Origin of the sequence: Weissella tructae, from assembly GCF_000732905.1 — a bacterium.
In the GTDB taxonomy this organism is placed as follows: domain Bacteria; phylum Bacillota; class Bacilli; order Lactobacillales; family Lactobacillaceae; genus Weissella; species Weissella tructae.
Window position 1 is genome coordinate 969,933 of the sequence record NZ_CP007588.1, and the last position, 14,817, is coordinate 984,749.

Sequence of the window (14,817 nt, forward strand, 5' to 3'; positions counted from 1 at the left end):
AGGTTTATTTCATGTTATCAATATAATCTTGGTATTCGCGTACAATATTGTAATTCTTGTCAGAAGACTTTGTAACACCTAGCCAGCGATAAACATCCTTCATCACTTGCTTTCCTTCTTCATCTTCATTAAAAATTGTCATCATCGCGTCTTGAATCTTTTGTGTATCTTCTGCTGAAATTCCTGAACGAATTGTAATGTTATCGTTAGGAATTGGTTGTGTGTACTTAATCACACGTGTATCTTCGTAAACAGTTGGATGATCTGGTTTAACAATGTTACGTGCTTCTTCAAATACGAACGCTGCATCAGTATCACCATTCAAAACAGACAGGATACCTTGGTCATGTCCCTTAACGGTAACTAACTTGCTATCCTTCAAAACATTCAACTTATCTTCCTTGTCCAAATCAACAGTTTGGAAAATGAATCCTGAGTCAGATGTTGTATTTTGAACGGCAATTGACTTCCCCTTCAAATCTTCAGGTGACTTGATGTCTGAATCCTTCTTAACCAGGACAACTCCACGGTATGAACCTGTTAATTCATCTGTTTGTGATCCATCATTCTTCTTACTATCCATTTCATAACGTTGTGCTTGTAATAGCACTTCGGCACCATACTTCTCGTGCGCATATACATATGGATGTGGTGGCAAGAATCCCAAATCAATTTGCTTTGATCCTAATGCTTCAACCACAGTATTATAGTCTGTTGAAACTGAAACATGTACTGGCATGTTTAGTTCCTTTGACAATAGCTTTTCTAGTGGCTTTGTGCGTGCTTCCATCTTATCTGCTTGTGATGATGGCACGAATTGAATACGTAGTTCTTTCAATGGCCCATCTTGAGTTTTAGCATCTTGACCTGTACTTTGCCATGCATTAAACCCAATATATCCACCAACAGCGATAATAATCGCACCAATAACCAACCAAAAATTCTTCTTTGACATTTACCTTCTTGCTCCTTTTAACCTTATCCTCTAAACCTATCTGGTAAAGAATAATCTCGTCGCAATCAGTTGTCAACACAACACAATGGGATATTTTTTTCAAGTGTTTTTCACTTCACATACCAATTTTTATTCAACCAGATGTCTACAAATAGCCTAGCATTGCTCTTCATAGCCATTATGATTAGATAATTACTGGCTTTCCATAGCTCTCTGTCTTTATAACAAAAACTAACTATTTGTTAGATTTCATAGAAAACACCCCTAATTCAGCATTAAATTTCACAAAGTATATTTTTTCTCAACAAAACCCTAGGCATTAAAGATGACTCTTTAATCCCCAGGGTTCCGTCATAGATGTGATATTAAACCCACCTCATCAGTTGATTCAATATACCATCACGTTTCTCATTAATTCATGTCATCAATGTACTTTTGGTATTCACGAACAATATCAAAGTTAGAATCCTTAGACTTTGTTACCCCAGACCAGCTGTAAACTTCTTCCATAACCTTCTTACCTTCAGCGTTTTCGTTAAAGATCTTCAACATGGCATCTTGGATGCGCTTTGCATCAGATTCTGAAATTCCAGCACGCAATGTAATTGTGTCATTTGGAATTGGTTGTGTAAACTTCACCACACGTGTGTTCTTAAACACATCTGGTTGGTCCTTCTTAACAACATTACGAGCATCTTCAAACATAAAGGCAGCGTCTGTATCACCATTCAATACTGATAGAACACCTTGATCATGTCCCTTAACTGTAATTAGCTTGGCATCCTTCACAACATTTAAGTTGTCATCCTTGTTCAAATCAACAGCTGGGAAAATGTATCCGGCATCTGAAGTTGTGTTTTGAACTGCGATTGACTTACCCTTCAAATCTTCAGGTGACTTGATGTCTGAGTCTTCACGAACCAACACCATTCCACGGTAAGTATCTGATAGCTTGTCTGTTGCAGCACCATCATTGTTGCTTGGGTCAATTCCGAAGCGTTGTGATTGCAATAGCACTTCTGCGCCATACTTTTCATGTGCATAAACATATGGATGTGGTGGCAAGAATCCCATATCTACTTGCTTAGATCCAAGTGCTTCAACCACTGTGTTGTAATCTGTAGAAACAGATACATTCACGGGAATACCTAATTCATTAGACAATAGCTTTTCCAATGGCTTTGCTTTCGCTTCCATTGTGTCAGCTTGAGAAGACGGCACTAATTGAATGTTTAGTTCTTTCAATGCTTCATTCTTATCATCCTTTGCGTCACTTTTGGTTACAGCGTTATAACCAAAAAATCCCCCAATAGCAATAATCACAATAACAGCAATACTCCAAAAACCTTTTTTAGACATTTGATCAGTAGCTCCTTATTATTCGTTGGCGACATTTACAACATAAGCATAAAGGCGAACATTACGTTTGTCAACGCTCTAAACACGCCCTAAAAACCATTAAATATCGAACTAAAATGAGAAATAATAATAATATGGTGTAAATTCACGAAAGAAATGCTAGTTAGTTAAACGATGTACTACCCTTAACTATCACATCTTGTCATTTCGACATTTTATTTCCTTGGCACCTGATTTTCTCATTTTTAATGATTATATTTGGAATTATTTTTTTATATTTTATACAAAATATTCTGCTATCTAATTCAGATGTATACACGTCCCTAGATATATCTATTAATTAAGGCAATAAAAAACGACCCATTTCATAACGAAAGGGTCGTTTTTAGCGTATTCATTAGAAAGCCGTAACAATGTTCATAATTCCATATACTAGGAAGTATGCTCCCAACAACGCAACAGCAACTCCAACAGCCGCAACTGGGTTGAACAATAGGAAGAACCCTAGTACAATACCCAAAATTGCCATAATCACAATGAACCAGTATAGTCCTGTTGATGCAGCCTTAACAAAGCGTGCAGCGAACAGCTCAAACATTGAGTCCATGATTAATGCCATACTCAACATGATCCAAATATATGTGACACCTGATGCTGGTACAACCAACACTAGAATTCCCAACAAAATATCTAGAACAGCTGAAAATGTTAATACACCAGTATTTGTCATCCCCATTGAACGTAAGGCGTTACGATTTGCAAAACGCATCACACCATTGATGATTAGGAAAAGTCCAACCATCCAAACTAAACTAATCACAGCTGACGCTGGATTGGCTAATACAAAATATGCTAATCCTACTGATAAAATTCCCAATAGTAACTTCACGATATCAAAACCAGTATTCTTATTCATAAGACCTCTCCCCTTACAATTAGTATGTTACATATATATTATATCACATTGACATAATTATAATGAGAAAATCCTAATAAATAATACTATGCCGCCGTTGAATCTCCAGTACGATAATTAATTTTTACACCAGGTTGTACGTTAGGTACAAAGACATTAAATTCTAAGCTACCATCTTTGGCCTTTGCCTCAATGTGAGATCCTGATGGAACAAGATTATCACCTTCATATAATGGTGTCACACGGTAACGAACTTGCTTATTATTATCAAGGCTACGTCGAACAAGTGTTTCGTAATAGTTTTGACCTGTATTTTGGTCATTTCCATTCGATGATTGATTTGCCCATGCCGTTTGTGTGGTGATATTTTGTGGGTTGGCAACAGATGCATCAAATCCCTTAATACTTCCCGCAATGGCATACGCGATTGAATGTCCACGATTAAACAACATATCTTGGCCATCTAACTTCTTTTGTTTCCAACCAACTGGATTCATCTTCTTATCATTTCCAGTTTCTTCACGACTACGGTACTCTCGTGATGATTTATTTAGAAATGCATTAGCTGCCCCAGGACGCCCTAATGAGTCCTGTGCATTCAATTGAACATACGGTGCAACATTTACACTAGCATCTAGATTAGTTTTACCGCCATTCACTATAAATGCGCCAGTACCGTTGAATTTCACGGATTCGCTTTTTAATTGCGCTTTGATGCTTGGTGTTAAAACCGACTCAGCCAATTGTTGATCTGGTCGCTTTTGATTTTTCCCTTGTCCTAAGTTAAGATCTTGGGTTTTATTATTAGACGTAACTGATTGTGTTGTTTGTCCGATTGCTTGACTGATTTCTGGTGGAATCAAATTAAAGTAATCCGCTCCTGCCAACAATCCAACTGCAATCATTCCTGTTAACGTCAGTTGCTTTGTCTTTCCCTGCTTCTTTCCCTTACGGCTCGTGGTTTGTTTGCCATGTCCGTTCATCCTCATAAATCTATGTAGTAAAAAAACTCTATTAATTAATATTAACAGAGTTTGTTCATTTTAACCTAATATTTTTTACTTATTTGCGAAAACGTTTTTGCCACTTTTTCTTCATACGTTGAAAGGCTGTCACACGCTGACGAATTTGTACTGGCTTTAAGTGTGCTCGCATAATTGGTAATGCTTCCTTAACCTTACCACCAATAAATTCAAACGTTTGTCCTTCATCTGTTTTAACGATGAATCCACGATAATAGAATCCCATCGCAATTTGGACACTCACATATTCCACATTTTGCCATGGAATAAAGATGTATCCGCCCTTATCAGAACGATAATCTAGTCCTTTATCCCCGTAGAACATTGTTCCTGGTTGAATATCCATTGGTGACATTGCAGCGTTTGTACGCGCTTGAAAGGGCTTTTCTTGATATGTTTCTGCCATTACCTAACTCCTTAGTGTGGTAAAGAAAATGGAGGTCGCTCAATGAGCGCCCTCCATTTTTCTTGGTTATGCTTAACCCATGATACCAAGTGCGTAAGCAGCGATACCAACGGCAAACAATCCGAAGATAATTGTGATTGGTGAAACGTTCTTGCGCAATAGCCACAAGACAACGAACATCAACAACAATGGTGCCAAACCAGGGATCAATTGGTTCAACGTGTCTTGCAATGTTGTCACCTTTTCGATTCCTAGGTTTTGTCCACCTTGGATTGCGTTGATTGTTTCAGTTAGCTTATCACCAGTCAAGTCACCGTTGTTAGCCATCTTAGCTAGTGAATCAACGTCCACGTAGCTACCAGCTTGTGACTTAATACGTGAAATTTCCATTGGGAAGTTCATCGTAGTCCAACGAGGAACAAGCACACCCATGATGAACATACCTAGAATTGAGGCACCCATCGTAAGCTTTTGCATCATTCCACCAGACATGTTGGCAGTGATGTTTGTTCCTTCACGGTATCCCAATTCTTGTGTGTACCACAAGAATGACATACGAGCTAAGTTCCAAACAACGAAGAAGATAATTGGACCAAGAATTTGTCCACTAATCGCCATACCAGCAGCAAAGGCTCCCAAAACGGGACGCACAGTTCCCCACCAGATTGGGTCTCCAACACCGGCCAAAGGTCCCATCATACCAACCTTAACACCTTGGATTGTTTCATCGTCAATCGCAGTGTTTCCGTTAGCACGTTGTTCTTCCAACGCCATTTCCACACCAAGGATTGGTGAGGCAACATATGGGTGTGTGTTAAAGAATTCCAAGTGACGCTTCATCGCAGAAGCACGGTCTTCCTTTGTCTTGTATAGACGCTTGATAGTTGGCACCATTGTGTAGGCCCAACCCACGTTTTGCATACGTTCGTAATTCCATGAACCTTGAAGGAAAGTTGAACGCCACCAGGTTGCTCGACGATCACCCTTAGTTAGGTGAGCTCCACTGTTTTGTAATTCAGTCATTTTTCTTTCCTCCACCTTAGTAATTGTTTAGAATTTGGTCAAGTTGGTCTCCACCTTGATTAGATGATCCACCACCATTGTTATCACCATTTCCACCGTTAAATTCTGGTGAAAGTTGTAGGTAGATAAGCGCTAGAACAAGACCGATAATTCCCATTGCGATCAAGTTCAATTCAGTCAATGATGACAAAGCAAATCCAAGGAAGAAGAATGGCCAAAGCTTTGGTGTTGCCATCATGTTAATAACCATGGCGTAACCAACAACCACGATAAATCCACCAGCAACGGCAAGACCCTTTGTAATAACATCAGGAATTGCGTTCAACGCAGCGTTAACTGGTTCTGCTCCAACGGCAATAACAATTGCTGTTGGGATAGCAATACGCAATCCTTGAATCATCAAAGCACTCATGTGAACTAGGTCAAGTCCACGTAGGTCTCCTTGTTCAGCCTTCTTGTCGGCGATGTGTGCCAAGGCAACAGTCAAAGTACGAACTCCGATTGTCAAAACTTGTCCGGCAATCGCAAGTGGAATGGCAATCGCCATTCCTTCAGGAACTGAAACTTGTGCAGGTCCTGTAACCAAGTAAGCAGAAACAACAGATGCCAAAGCCGCGTCAGGCGCAACCGCAGCCCCGATGTTCATCCATCCAAGAGCCAACATTTGTAGTGTTCCACCAAGAATAATTCCTTCAACAAGGTGTCCGTTAGCCAAACCGATCAAAGTTGCGGCAACGATTGGTTGTTGGAATTGGAATTGATCTAAGATACCATCCATTCCGGCTAGGAATGCGATAATAATAACGAAAAACGCTGAAACCATTGCGTTAATCCTCCTAATTTCTTTTAAAAGTCACTCATTATAAGTGTGTGTTGTGTTTACTTTTCCTTCAACAAAGCAAAGATGTCCTTGCTTTGATCAGCTGGAACCTTACGAACATCAAACTTAATGCCACTGTCACGCAATGATTCCAAAGTCTTAACGTCGTTGGCGTCAACAGCGATTGCGTTGGTAACCATGCGCTTTCCTTCAGAATGTGACATTGAACCCAAGTTAACTGTGTCCAACTTAACACCACCAGCAACTGCCTTTTCGACGTCTTGAGGTGTTTCGAACAACAACAATGCCTTTGTTCCCTTAAAGCGAGGATCATCCCAAATATCCACAAGCTTTTGGATAGGTACAACATTAACCTTAACACCAACAGGTGCTGCATTGATTAACAGTGTCTTACGAAGGTCATCCTTTGAAACACCGTCAGACACAACGATGATACGGTCAGGTTGTACAGACTTTGTCCAGGCAGTCGCAACTTGTCCGTGCAACAAACGTGAGTCCACACGAGCCAAACCAATTTCAAGAGTTGATTCTCCTGAATGTTCAACCTTTGTTACGTCAGTTGGTGCCATAGCAGCAGCGGGTGCTGCATCTGTAGCAACTTCTTCTGTTTCTACAACAGTTTCTGGAATTGTCTTAACGCCATCCTTAGCAACTGGTACTAGGTATGAAGCAATTTCAGCAGCGTTTTCCATTGTGAATCGAGCTCCGAATGCTTCAACAAGCATTGGCAAGTTCAATCCAGCAATAATCGCCATGCGATCTGGGTTTTCTGCTTGGATACGTGAAGCTGCATTAAATGGTGATCCTCCCCACAAATCAACCAAGAACAAAACTTGTCCATCTGGTGCAAATTGCGCCAGTGCTTCTTCATAGTGCTTCATTAGATCTTCTGGGCCTTCATTAGGCATGAAAGTAACCACTTGCACGTTTTCTTGCTCTCCGAAAATCATTTGACCTGATTGTCGAATTCCGGCAGCAAATTCCCCGTGACTCGCGATGATAAAGTTTACCATATCACTCATCTCCTTAAATTTATGTAACTTAATACGTCACTAGAGATAATTGTAACCTACCACCCATTGATTGTAAACGTTTTCAGGGTAATTTTCATAACGTTTTCTTCTCTTTTATATGAAATTGATGAGTGGTATAGCTATTTTGAGCATAAAGCACCCTAAATCATTGGGATTACAGCTTACATTGGTATGTTCTAAACAGCGTCCAAAATTGAGTTAATGCTATAATATAGACAATCGATTTATGAAATCATGAGGGAAAATTATGTTATCTAATCATCATTGGTGGCGCACCAATTTTACATACTATATGGCTTTATTTTTTATTACCGCAATTGTTATTTTCCTACCCTATACTTTAACAGGGACATCCCTTGTCTGGCAGTCTGATGGCATTACGCAGCACTTGCCTGCACTTATGCAATGGCAAAGTGATTTACAACATTTATTCTCGACTGGCTCATGGCCAACGCAATGGACTTGGCAAGTTGGACTCGGAACGGATTATTATCAAACCTTTTCGTATTACACCTTAGGTGACATCTTTTCTTATGGTGTGGGATTCGTTAGCGCGCAACATGTACTAGCCTACTATGAATGGATGTTACTATTACGTTTATTCTTAGCTGGCGTATCTGCTCTGGTCGCGATTAAATATTTCACGCACAACACAAATCCTTGGATTAATGCGAGCGCGGCCTTAATGTATGTCTTTACTGGCTACACTGCTTTTTCAGCTTTTGAACATCCGTTCTTTATTAATCCCTTAATCATTCTGCCCCTTTTAATTGTTAGTTTCGATTATTTCTTAACGACCAAACAAATGGTCCCATTTGTTCTGATGGTATTTTGGACACTATGGAATAATTATTACTTTGCTTTCATGATGTTACTGGGTCTCGCAATTTATTGGGCGATTCAAACAACCATTCGTCACCAATGGCTAAATTGGCGTCTGCACATCCGCATGATTATTGCTGGGGTGATTGGTGCCATGATGGCAATGCTACTCTTTTTACCAAATGTGCTTGGCGTTCTATCTTCTTCAAGATCAGGAGCACCCTTAGCGAACGGACTAACCATTTATCCAATTTATTACTACCTTGCGTTACCTGGGACGATTTTAGGTAATGCACAGACCCCTAATTTTTGGTTTACTGGGGGCTTTGCCATCGTATTAATTTTGGGCTTAATCTTTACGGCTCGTCGTTGGCGAAAATATCCCGTCCTTGCAAGCATTTGGTTGATTAGTGGTATTGGTTTATTAATACCTGCGTTTGCCGGTATATTCAACGGTGGATCATCACCGTCTAATCGTTGGACATTCATGCTGGCCTTGCCATTAGCGATTGCCGCGGTTTATTTCTTGGCTGCTTTACCAAAGCTCGACAAAAAAGATTGGTATTCATTCATCGGTTTCGGTCTCCTAGCCAGTTTGTCATTATTTATCACAACTGATTTTTCACTACAATCACCCTTTGGCTTATTTATTGCTATGTATGTTGTCATCTTACTTGTTTTATATGCCTTCCGAAATGCAATCACACCTAAACAATGGGCATTACTGACACTGATGATTGTTATGAATGTGATTCTAATTATGAGTCATACCCATGAAGATGATTTAAATCCCAACAAAACACCAATGCTCAGTCGTGACGCTGTTCAATCATTGATCAAACAACAAACGAAGTATCCTACTGAACACGTGACAGATACAGAAAGCTTACAACGCTCTATGGTTGCGGATCCATTGCATAACATGGCAGGTATTGCTCCAGGAAACAATATGGCAATGTTAAGTAATGCCCATCCAATTGATAGTTACTGGTCATACCAAATGGGATCTGTTGGTCATGTTATGAGTGACCTCGGTATTTTAACGAGTACGAATAATGACGTTGTGAGTGACTTGGATCACCGTAGTTTAATTTCTCATATTCTTGGTGTGCAACAAGTTTTTCAAAATACCAAAGATCCTAATATAGCGAACTACACAAAAGATAGCACCATTAATAATCAAACACGACGTACAACCAATCATGCGTACCCATTAGCGTATATTGCGCCAAATACAGTCGCTACTGCGACGTATACGCAAGCATCACCTAGTGAAAAAGAAGCATTCTTAGTTGATAGTGTCGTGACTGATACTGTTCCGGAACAGATAAGCAAATACGCTTATAAAAACGAACTATTAACAACACCTATCAGTCAATATCAATCAAAAGAACCACGTGATACGATTAAGTATTCATACACCACAACCGCGGACAATGAAGATGTCGGTATCTATATGGCACCTAATGCCAAAATCAAGGATACAGAATTACATTTAGAATTAACCAACATTCAATTTGAACCACAATCGCTTAATGGACGTTATCAATCTGAATTAGCTGAATATACGTTTAAACACGAAACATATGCTGAAGAAAATGATGCCCCTGATATGCGTTATAATCCTGATGCGTTTAAATGGCATTGGTACAAGAACAACATTAGTAACTTAGGTTCAACCATGTCCGGTTATTCTATTACTGCAAAATACGCTGGTAACACACAAAAATTTGTTCAAACAAGTCAAAAGAATCTGTCATTCTTTAATCCTCGTGATGAAGTCACGATTAATCTTGGTCCTGCTAAGGATGTGACAGACACACAATTTATTCCTTTGACATTTAGCCAACCGGGCACATATCGCTTTGATGTAAAGATTGTCGCAGTTCCAACTGATACACGCTTTACTGATAAAGCAGCTGCCATTAAAGCAACCGGTGTTCCCTTTGACTTAGAATCCGATCGCTTAGTTGCATCATACAAGTCAAAGCAACCACAAATTATTACAACCTCTATTCCTTACAGTACAGGATGGCATTCGAACACAAATGACCTTATAAAGGTCAATGGCGGCTTCTTAGGCATTCAAACGCCACCCGGGGATAATAAGATTGAAATCACATATCGCACGCCTGGACAACGTATAGGACTTGTCTTATCGTTACTCGGCCTTACGATGTTTATCACACTCATTATCTATGAATATTGGTTCAAATATAAGAAACACATGTAAAGACTAAACAAAAAAAGACTAGCACTTATGTGCTAGTCTTTTTTATTTAAATGTAATCTAAAACAAACCATTCGGCCATAGTGACCCAAACGTCCGTCTTCTTCACATAAATCATATAGGCTGTGATATCTTGCAAATTATTACGTTCACCGTCTAGCGGTGACCAATAAGTATCATCTGCGCGCTTTAATACATCCCATACTTGATATGTTTGTTCCGTTCCATCACTGTCGCGGACACGGAATGGTGTTTCTAATTTGAATGTCTTTTCTCCCACTACTGGGGCAGCCACACCTAAATCTACTAATAATTGTTGGTAGGACTCATTTTGAATTGCATCTAAACTCATTGCTCACACCCCATTACGCTTTTGTACTCATTATACTCGATTTTTGAGTAATAAAAAAACACTCATTTCTGAGTGTTCATGATCGGGACGACAGGATTCGAACCTGCGACCCCCTGGTCCCAAACCAGGTGCTCTACCAAGCTGAGCTACGTCCCGAATTTTATTTAAAAGAAAATGCCCATTTCTGGACATTTCTTTAAGTGCCGTCGGTGGGAATCGAACCCACACTCCCTTGCGGGAACTGGATTTTGAGTCCAGCGCGTCTACCAGTTCCGCCACAACGGCATGTGTTGGCTTGAATATTACAAAAGGGCGATTGACGGGACTCGAACCCGCGCATGCTGGAACCACAAACCAGTGTGTTAACCAACTTCACCACAACCGCCATGGCAGGGATAGAGGGAATCGAACCCACACCGACGGTTTTGGAGACCGTTGTTCTACCGTTAAACTATATCCCTAAAATGCTTGTAATATTCAAAACGGTCACAACGGGACTCGAACCCGTGATCTCCTGCGTGACAGGCAGGCGTCCTAACCACCTAGACCATGCGACCAAAGTGGACGTTACAGGGATCGAACCTGTGACCCCCTGCTTGTAAGGCAGGTGCTCTCCCAGCTGAGCTAAACGTCCATATATGCATTGCGATGTCCTATCCTCGCAGGGGGCGATCCCCCAACTACTTTTGGCGCTATTGAGCTTAACTTCTGTGTTCGGTATGGGAACAGGTGTGGCCTCAATGCCATCATCACAACACGATATTTTCAAGACTTACGTCTCTCAAAACTGAATAATATGTAAATTTTACTTCACTCTTTAATTGAGCCTTAACACCACGTTTTGTTCAACTTGGTTAAGTCCTCGAACCATTAGTACTAGTCCGCTCCATGCGTCACCGCACTTCCACTTCTAGCCTATCTACCTCATCATCTTTGAGGGGTCTTACTTCATAAAGAATGGGAAATCTCATCTCGAGGCGAGTTTCACACTTAGATGCTTTCAGCGTTTATCTCATCCGTACATAGCTACTCAGCGATGCTCCTGGCGGAACAACTGATACACCAGAGGTACGTCCACCCCGGTCCTCTCGTACTAAGGGCAGCTCCTCTCAAATTTCCTACGCCCGCGACGGATAGGGACCGAACTGTCTCACGACGTTCTGAACCCAGCTCGCGTACCGCTTTAATGGGCGAACAGCCCAACCCTTGGGACCGACTACAGCCCCAGGATGCGATGAGCCGACATCGAGGTGCCAAACCTCCGTCGATGTGGACTCTTGGGGGAGATAAGCCTGTTATCCCCAGGGTAGCTTTTGTCCGTTGAGCGATGGCCCTTCCATGCGGAACCACCGGATCACTAAGTCCTACTTTCGTACCTGCTCGACTTGTAAGTCTCACAGTCAAGCTCTCTTGTGCCTTTACACTCTACGAATGATTTCCAACCATTCTGAGAGAACCTTTGAGCGCCTCCGTTACCTTTTAGGAGCGACCGCCCCAGTCAAACTGCCTGCCAGACACTGTCTTCCATCGCGATAAGCGATGTGAGTTAGAGTGGTCATACAACGAGGGTAGTATCCCACTGATGCCTCCATCGAAACTAGCGTTCCGATTTCAACGGCTCCTACCTATTCTGTACAAGCTGCACAAACACTCAATATCAAGCTACAGTAAAGCTCCATGGGGTCTTTCCGTCCTGTCGCGGGTAACCCGCATCTTCACGGGTCTTTAAATTTCACCGAGTCTCTCGTTGAGACAGTGCCAGATCGTTACGCCTTTCGTGCGGGTCGGAACTTACCCGACAAGGAATTTCGCTACCTTAGGACCGTTATAGTTACGGCCGCCGTTTACTGGGGCTTCAATTCGTACCTTCGCTTGCGCTAAGCACTCCTTTTAACCTTCCAGCACCGGGCAGGCGTCAGCCCTATACGTCATCTTACGATTTTGCAGAAACCTGTGTTTTTGATAAACAGTCGCCTGGGCCTATTCACTGCGGCTCAGCTTTCGCTGAGCACCCCTTCTCCCGAAGTTACGGGGTCATTTTGCCGAGTTCCTTAACGAGAGTTCACTCGCTCACCTTAGGATGCTCTCCTCGACTACCTGTGTCGGTTTGCGGTACGGCAGGTAAACACTAACTAGAAGCTTTTCTTGGCAGCGTGACATCACAGACTTCCCTACTTTATTTCGGTCCTCATCATCACTTGTCCTTGGAAGAGCAAGCATTTAACTCACTCTAAGACTTATGATTTAACCCAGCATATCCATCAGCTGGGATCTGTTAGCCTTCTGCGTCCCTCCATCGTTCAAACATGTTCACCTGGTACAGGAATCTCAACCTGTTGTCCATCGACTACGCCTCTTGGCCTCGCCTTAGGTCCCGACTAACCCTGGGAGGACGAGCCTTCCCCAGGAAACCTTAGTCATACGGTGGACAGGATTCTCACCTGTCTTTCGCTACTCATACCGGCATTCTCACTTCTATGCGCTCCACCAGTCCTCACGGTCTGACTTCATCGCCCATAGAACGCTCTCCTATCGCGCCACTTACGTGGCACCCGTAGTTTCGGTGGTGTGTTTAGCCCCGGTACATTTTCGGCGCAGAATCACTCGACTAGTGAGCTATTACGCACTCTTTAAATGGTGGCTGCTTCTAAGCCAACATCCTAGTTGTCTATGCAACTCCACATCCTTTCCACTTAACACACACTTAGGGACCTTAACTGACGATCTGGGCTGTTCCCCTTTCGACAATGGATCTTATCACTCACTGTCTGACTCCCGGACATACGTGATTGGCATTCGGAGTTTATCTTAATTTGGTAACCCGAGATGGGCCCCTCACCAAAACAGTGCTCTACCTCCAACACGCTTCATTCCGAGGCTAGCCCTAAAGCTATTTCGGAGAGAACCAGCTATCTCCAAGTTCGATTGGAATTTCACCGCTACCCACACCTCATCCCAGCATTTTTCAACATGCACGGTTCGGGCCTCCAGTGCGTTTTACCGCACCTTCACCCTGGACATGGGTAGGTCACCTGGTTTCGGGTCTACAACAACGTACTCAAGCGCCCATTTCAGACTCGCTTTCGCTACGGCTCCGGTCTTTCCACCTTAACCTTGCACGTTATCGTAACTCGCCGGTTCATTCTACAAAAGGCACGCCATCACCCATTAACGGGCTCTGACTTCTTGTAGGCACATGGTTTCAGGAACTTTTTCACTCCCTTCCGGGGTGCTTTTCACCTTTCCCTCACGGTACTGGTTCACTATCGGTCACTAGGGAGTATTTAGCCTTGCGAGATGGTCCTCGCGGATTCGACCGGATTTCACGTGTCCGGCGTACTCAGGATCCTGTACGGGAGGTTATTTGTTTTCGCATACGGGGCTATCACCCTATCCTGCTCAGCTTCCCAGCTGATTCTGCTAACAAACAACTTTGTAACTCCACAACGACAGTCCTACAACCCCAATGTGCAAGCACATTGGTTTGGGCTCTTCCGTTTTCGCTCGCCGCTACTGACGGAATCGATATTTCTTTCTCTTCCTGTTGCTAATGAGATGTTTCAGTTCACAACGTCTACCTTCAACCTGACTATGTATTCATCAGGTGATAACTTGCATACACAAGCTGGGTTCCCCCATTCGGAAACCCCCGGATCAAAGCTCACTTACAGCTCCCCGGGAATATCGGTGTTAGTCCCGTCCTTCATCGGCTCCTAGTGCCAAGCATCCACCATGCGCCCTTAATAACTTAACCTATCAACTTACGTTGATGATTCAAGTTTGAGTATGTGGCTCAAGGCCACATGCGATTTAAACTAATTTAAAAAACTCAAAAAAATTACGCGGTGTATTTTTTT

Annotated in this window: 10 protein-coding genes, 6 tRNA genes and 2 rRNA genes; 1 reads left to right on the top strand and 17 read right to left on the bottom strand. The window is 42.2% G+C overall.

Annotated features, from left to right (window positions below):
* Positions 1–4: 4 nt before the first annotated feature.
* The 8 genes from WS08_RS04695 to WS08_RS04730 all read right to left on the bottom strand — a co-directional run bounded on the left by WS08_RS04695 (position 5) and on the right by WS08_RS04730 (position 7,535).
* On the bottom strand, positions 5–955 hold the full coding sequence (locus tag WS08_RS04695) for a phosphate/phosphite/phosphonate ABC transporter substrate-binding protein (RefSeq protein ID WP_009496248.1): 951 nt from the start codon (positions 953–955) through the stop codon (positions 5–7).
* A gap of 411 nt (positions 956–1,366) precedes the next feature.
* Entirely contained in the window at positions 1,367–2,314 is a 948-nt protein-coding gene (locus WS08_RS04700) for a phosphate/phosphite/phosphonate ABC transporter substrate-binding protein (RefSeq protein ID WP_009496241.1), read from the bottom strand.
* A 397-nt stretch (positions 2,315–2,711) separates the two neighbouring features.
* A complete protein-coding gene (locus WS08_RS04705) occupies positions 2,712–3,230 on the bottom strand; it encodes an HdeD family acid-resistance protein (protein ID WP_009496240.1) in 519 nt (172 codons plus the stop codon).
* An 86-nt stretch (positions 3,231–3,316) separates the two neighbouring features.
* Positions 3,317–4,135 (bottom strand): DNA/RNA non-specific endonuclease, encoded by an 819-nt coding sequence (locus WS08_RS04710; protein WP_038528505.1) that lies wholly within the window; start codon positions 4,133–4,135, stop codon positions 3,317–3,319.
* 157 nt (positions 4,136–4,292) lie between these two features.
* Positions 4,293–4,658, bottom strand: coding sequence for a DUF956 family protein (locus tag WS08_RS04715; RefSeq protein ID WP_009496238.1), 366 nt, complete (start codon positions 4,656–4,658; stop codon positions 4,293–4,295).
* A 72-nt stretch (positions 4,659–4,730) separates the two neighbouring features.
* Positions 4,731–5,681 (bottom strand): PTS system mannose/fructose/sorbose family transporter subunit IID, encoded by a 951-nt coding sequence (locus WS08_RS04720; RefSeq protein ID WP_009496237.1) that lies wholly within the window; start codon positions 5,679–5,681, stop codon positions 4,731–4,733.
* A gap of 16 nt (positions 5,682–5,697) precedes the next feature.
* Entirely contained in the window at positions 5,698–6,504 is an 807-nt protein-coding gene (locus tag WS08_RS04725; protein WP_009496236.1) for a PTS mannose/fructose/sorbose transporter subunit IIC, read from the bottom strand.
* A 56-nt stretch (positions 6,505–6,560) separates the two neighbouring features.
* On the bottom strand, positions 6,561–7,535 hold the full coding sequence (locus WS08_RS04730) for a mannose/fructose/sorbose PTS transporter subunit IIA (protein WP_009496235.1): 975 nt from the start codon (positions 7,533–7,535) through the stop codon (positions 6,561–6,563).
* A gap of 268 nt (positions 7,536–7,803) precedes the next feature.
* On the opposite strand from WS08_RS04730, the gene WS08_RS04735 reads away from it, so the two are divergent.
* Positions 7,804–10,611 (top strand): YfhO family protein, encoded by a 2,808-nt coding sequence (locus WS08_RS04735; protein ID WP_009496233.1) that lies wholly within the window; start codon positions 7,804–7,806, stop codon positions 10,609–10,611.
* A 46-nt stretch (positions 10,612–10,657) separates the two neighbouring features.
* Here WS08_RS04735 and WS08_RS04740 read toward each other — a convergent pair whose 3' ends face one another.
* From WS08_RS04740 to WS08_RS04780, 9 genes are all read right to left on the bottom strand, one after another.
* Entirely contained in the window at positions 10,658–10,960 is a 303-nt protein-coding gene (locus WS08_RS04740) for a hypothetical protein (protein WP_009496226.1), read from the bottom strand.
* Positions 10,961–11,042: 82 nt separating this feature from the next.
* Positions 11,043–11,116, bottom strand: a tRNA-Pro gene (locus WS08_RS04745).
* A gap of 45 nt (positions 11,117–11,161) precedes the next feature.
* Positions 11,162–11,245 (bottom strand) — tRNA-Leu (locus WS08_RS04750).
* A gap of 26 nt (positions 11,246–11,271) precedes the next feature.
* Positions 11,272–11,345: transfer RNA gene (locus WS08_RS04755), tRNA-His, on the bottom strand.
* Between the two features lie 2 nt (positions 11,346–11,347).
* Positions 11,348–11,421, bottom strand: a tRNA-Trp gene (locus WS08_RS04760).
* Between the two features lie 22 nt (positions 11,422–11,443).
* Positions 11,444–11,517: transfer RNA gene (locus WS08_RS04765), tRNA-Asp, on the bottom strand.
* Between the two features lie 4 nt (positions 11,518–11,521).
* Positions 11,522–11,594 (bottom strand) — tRNA-Val (locus WS08_RS04770).
* Between the two features lie 6 nt (positions 11,595–11,600).
* A 5S ribosomal RNA gene (gene rrf, locus WS08_RS04775) occupies positions 11,601–11,717 on the bottom strand.
* Positions 11,718–11,810: 93 nt separating this feature from the next.
* Positions 11,811–14,714: ribosomal RNA gene (locus tag WS08_RS04780) — 23S ribosomal RNA — on the bottom strand.
* Positions 14,715–14,817 lie beyond the last annotated feature (103 nt).

Bases quoted from the DNA above. Each gene is read 5' to 3' on its own strand.
- WS08_RS04705 (WP_009496240.1), bottom strand. From the start codon at position 3,230: ATGAATAAGAATACTGGTTTTGATATCGTGAAGTTACTATTGGGAATT.
- WS08_RS04715 (WP_009496238.1), bottom strand. From the start codon at position 4,658: ATGGCAGAAACATATCAAGAAAAGCCCTTTCAAGCGCGTACAAACGCT.
- WS08_RS04725 (WP_009496236.1), bottom strand. From the start codon at position 6,504: ATGGTTTCAGCGTTTTTCGTTATTATTATCGCATTCCTAGCCGGAATG.
- WS08_RS04710 (WP_038528505.1), bottom strand. From the start codon at position 4,135: ATGATTGCAGTTGGATTGTTGGCAGGAGCGGATTACTTTAATTTGATT.
- WS08_RS04695 (WP_009496248.1), bottom strand. From the start codon at position 955: ATGTCAAAGAAGAATTTTTGGTTGGTTATTGGTGCGATTATTATCGCT.
- WS08_RS04735 (WP_009496233.1), top strand. From the start codon at position 7,804: ATGTTATCTAATCATCATTGGTGGCGCACCAATTTTACATACTATATG.
- WS08_RS04730 (WP_009496235.1), bottom strand. From the start codon at position 7,535: ATGGTAAACTTTATCATCGCGAGTCACGGGGAATTTGCTGCCGGAATT.
- WS08_RS04720 (WP_009496237.1), bottom strand. From the start codon at position 5,681: ATGACTGAATTACAAAACAGTGGAGCTCACCTAACTAAGGGTGATCGT.
- WS08_RS04740 (WP_009496226.1), bottom strand. From the start codon at position 10,960: ATGAGTTTAGATGCAATTCAAAATGAGTCCTACCAACAATTATTAGTA.
- WS08_RS04700 (WP_009496241.1), bottom strand. From the start codon at position 2,314: ATGTCTAAAAAAGGTTTTTGGAGTATTGCTGTTATTGTGATTATTGCT.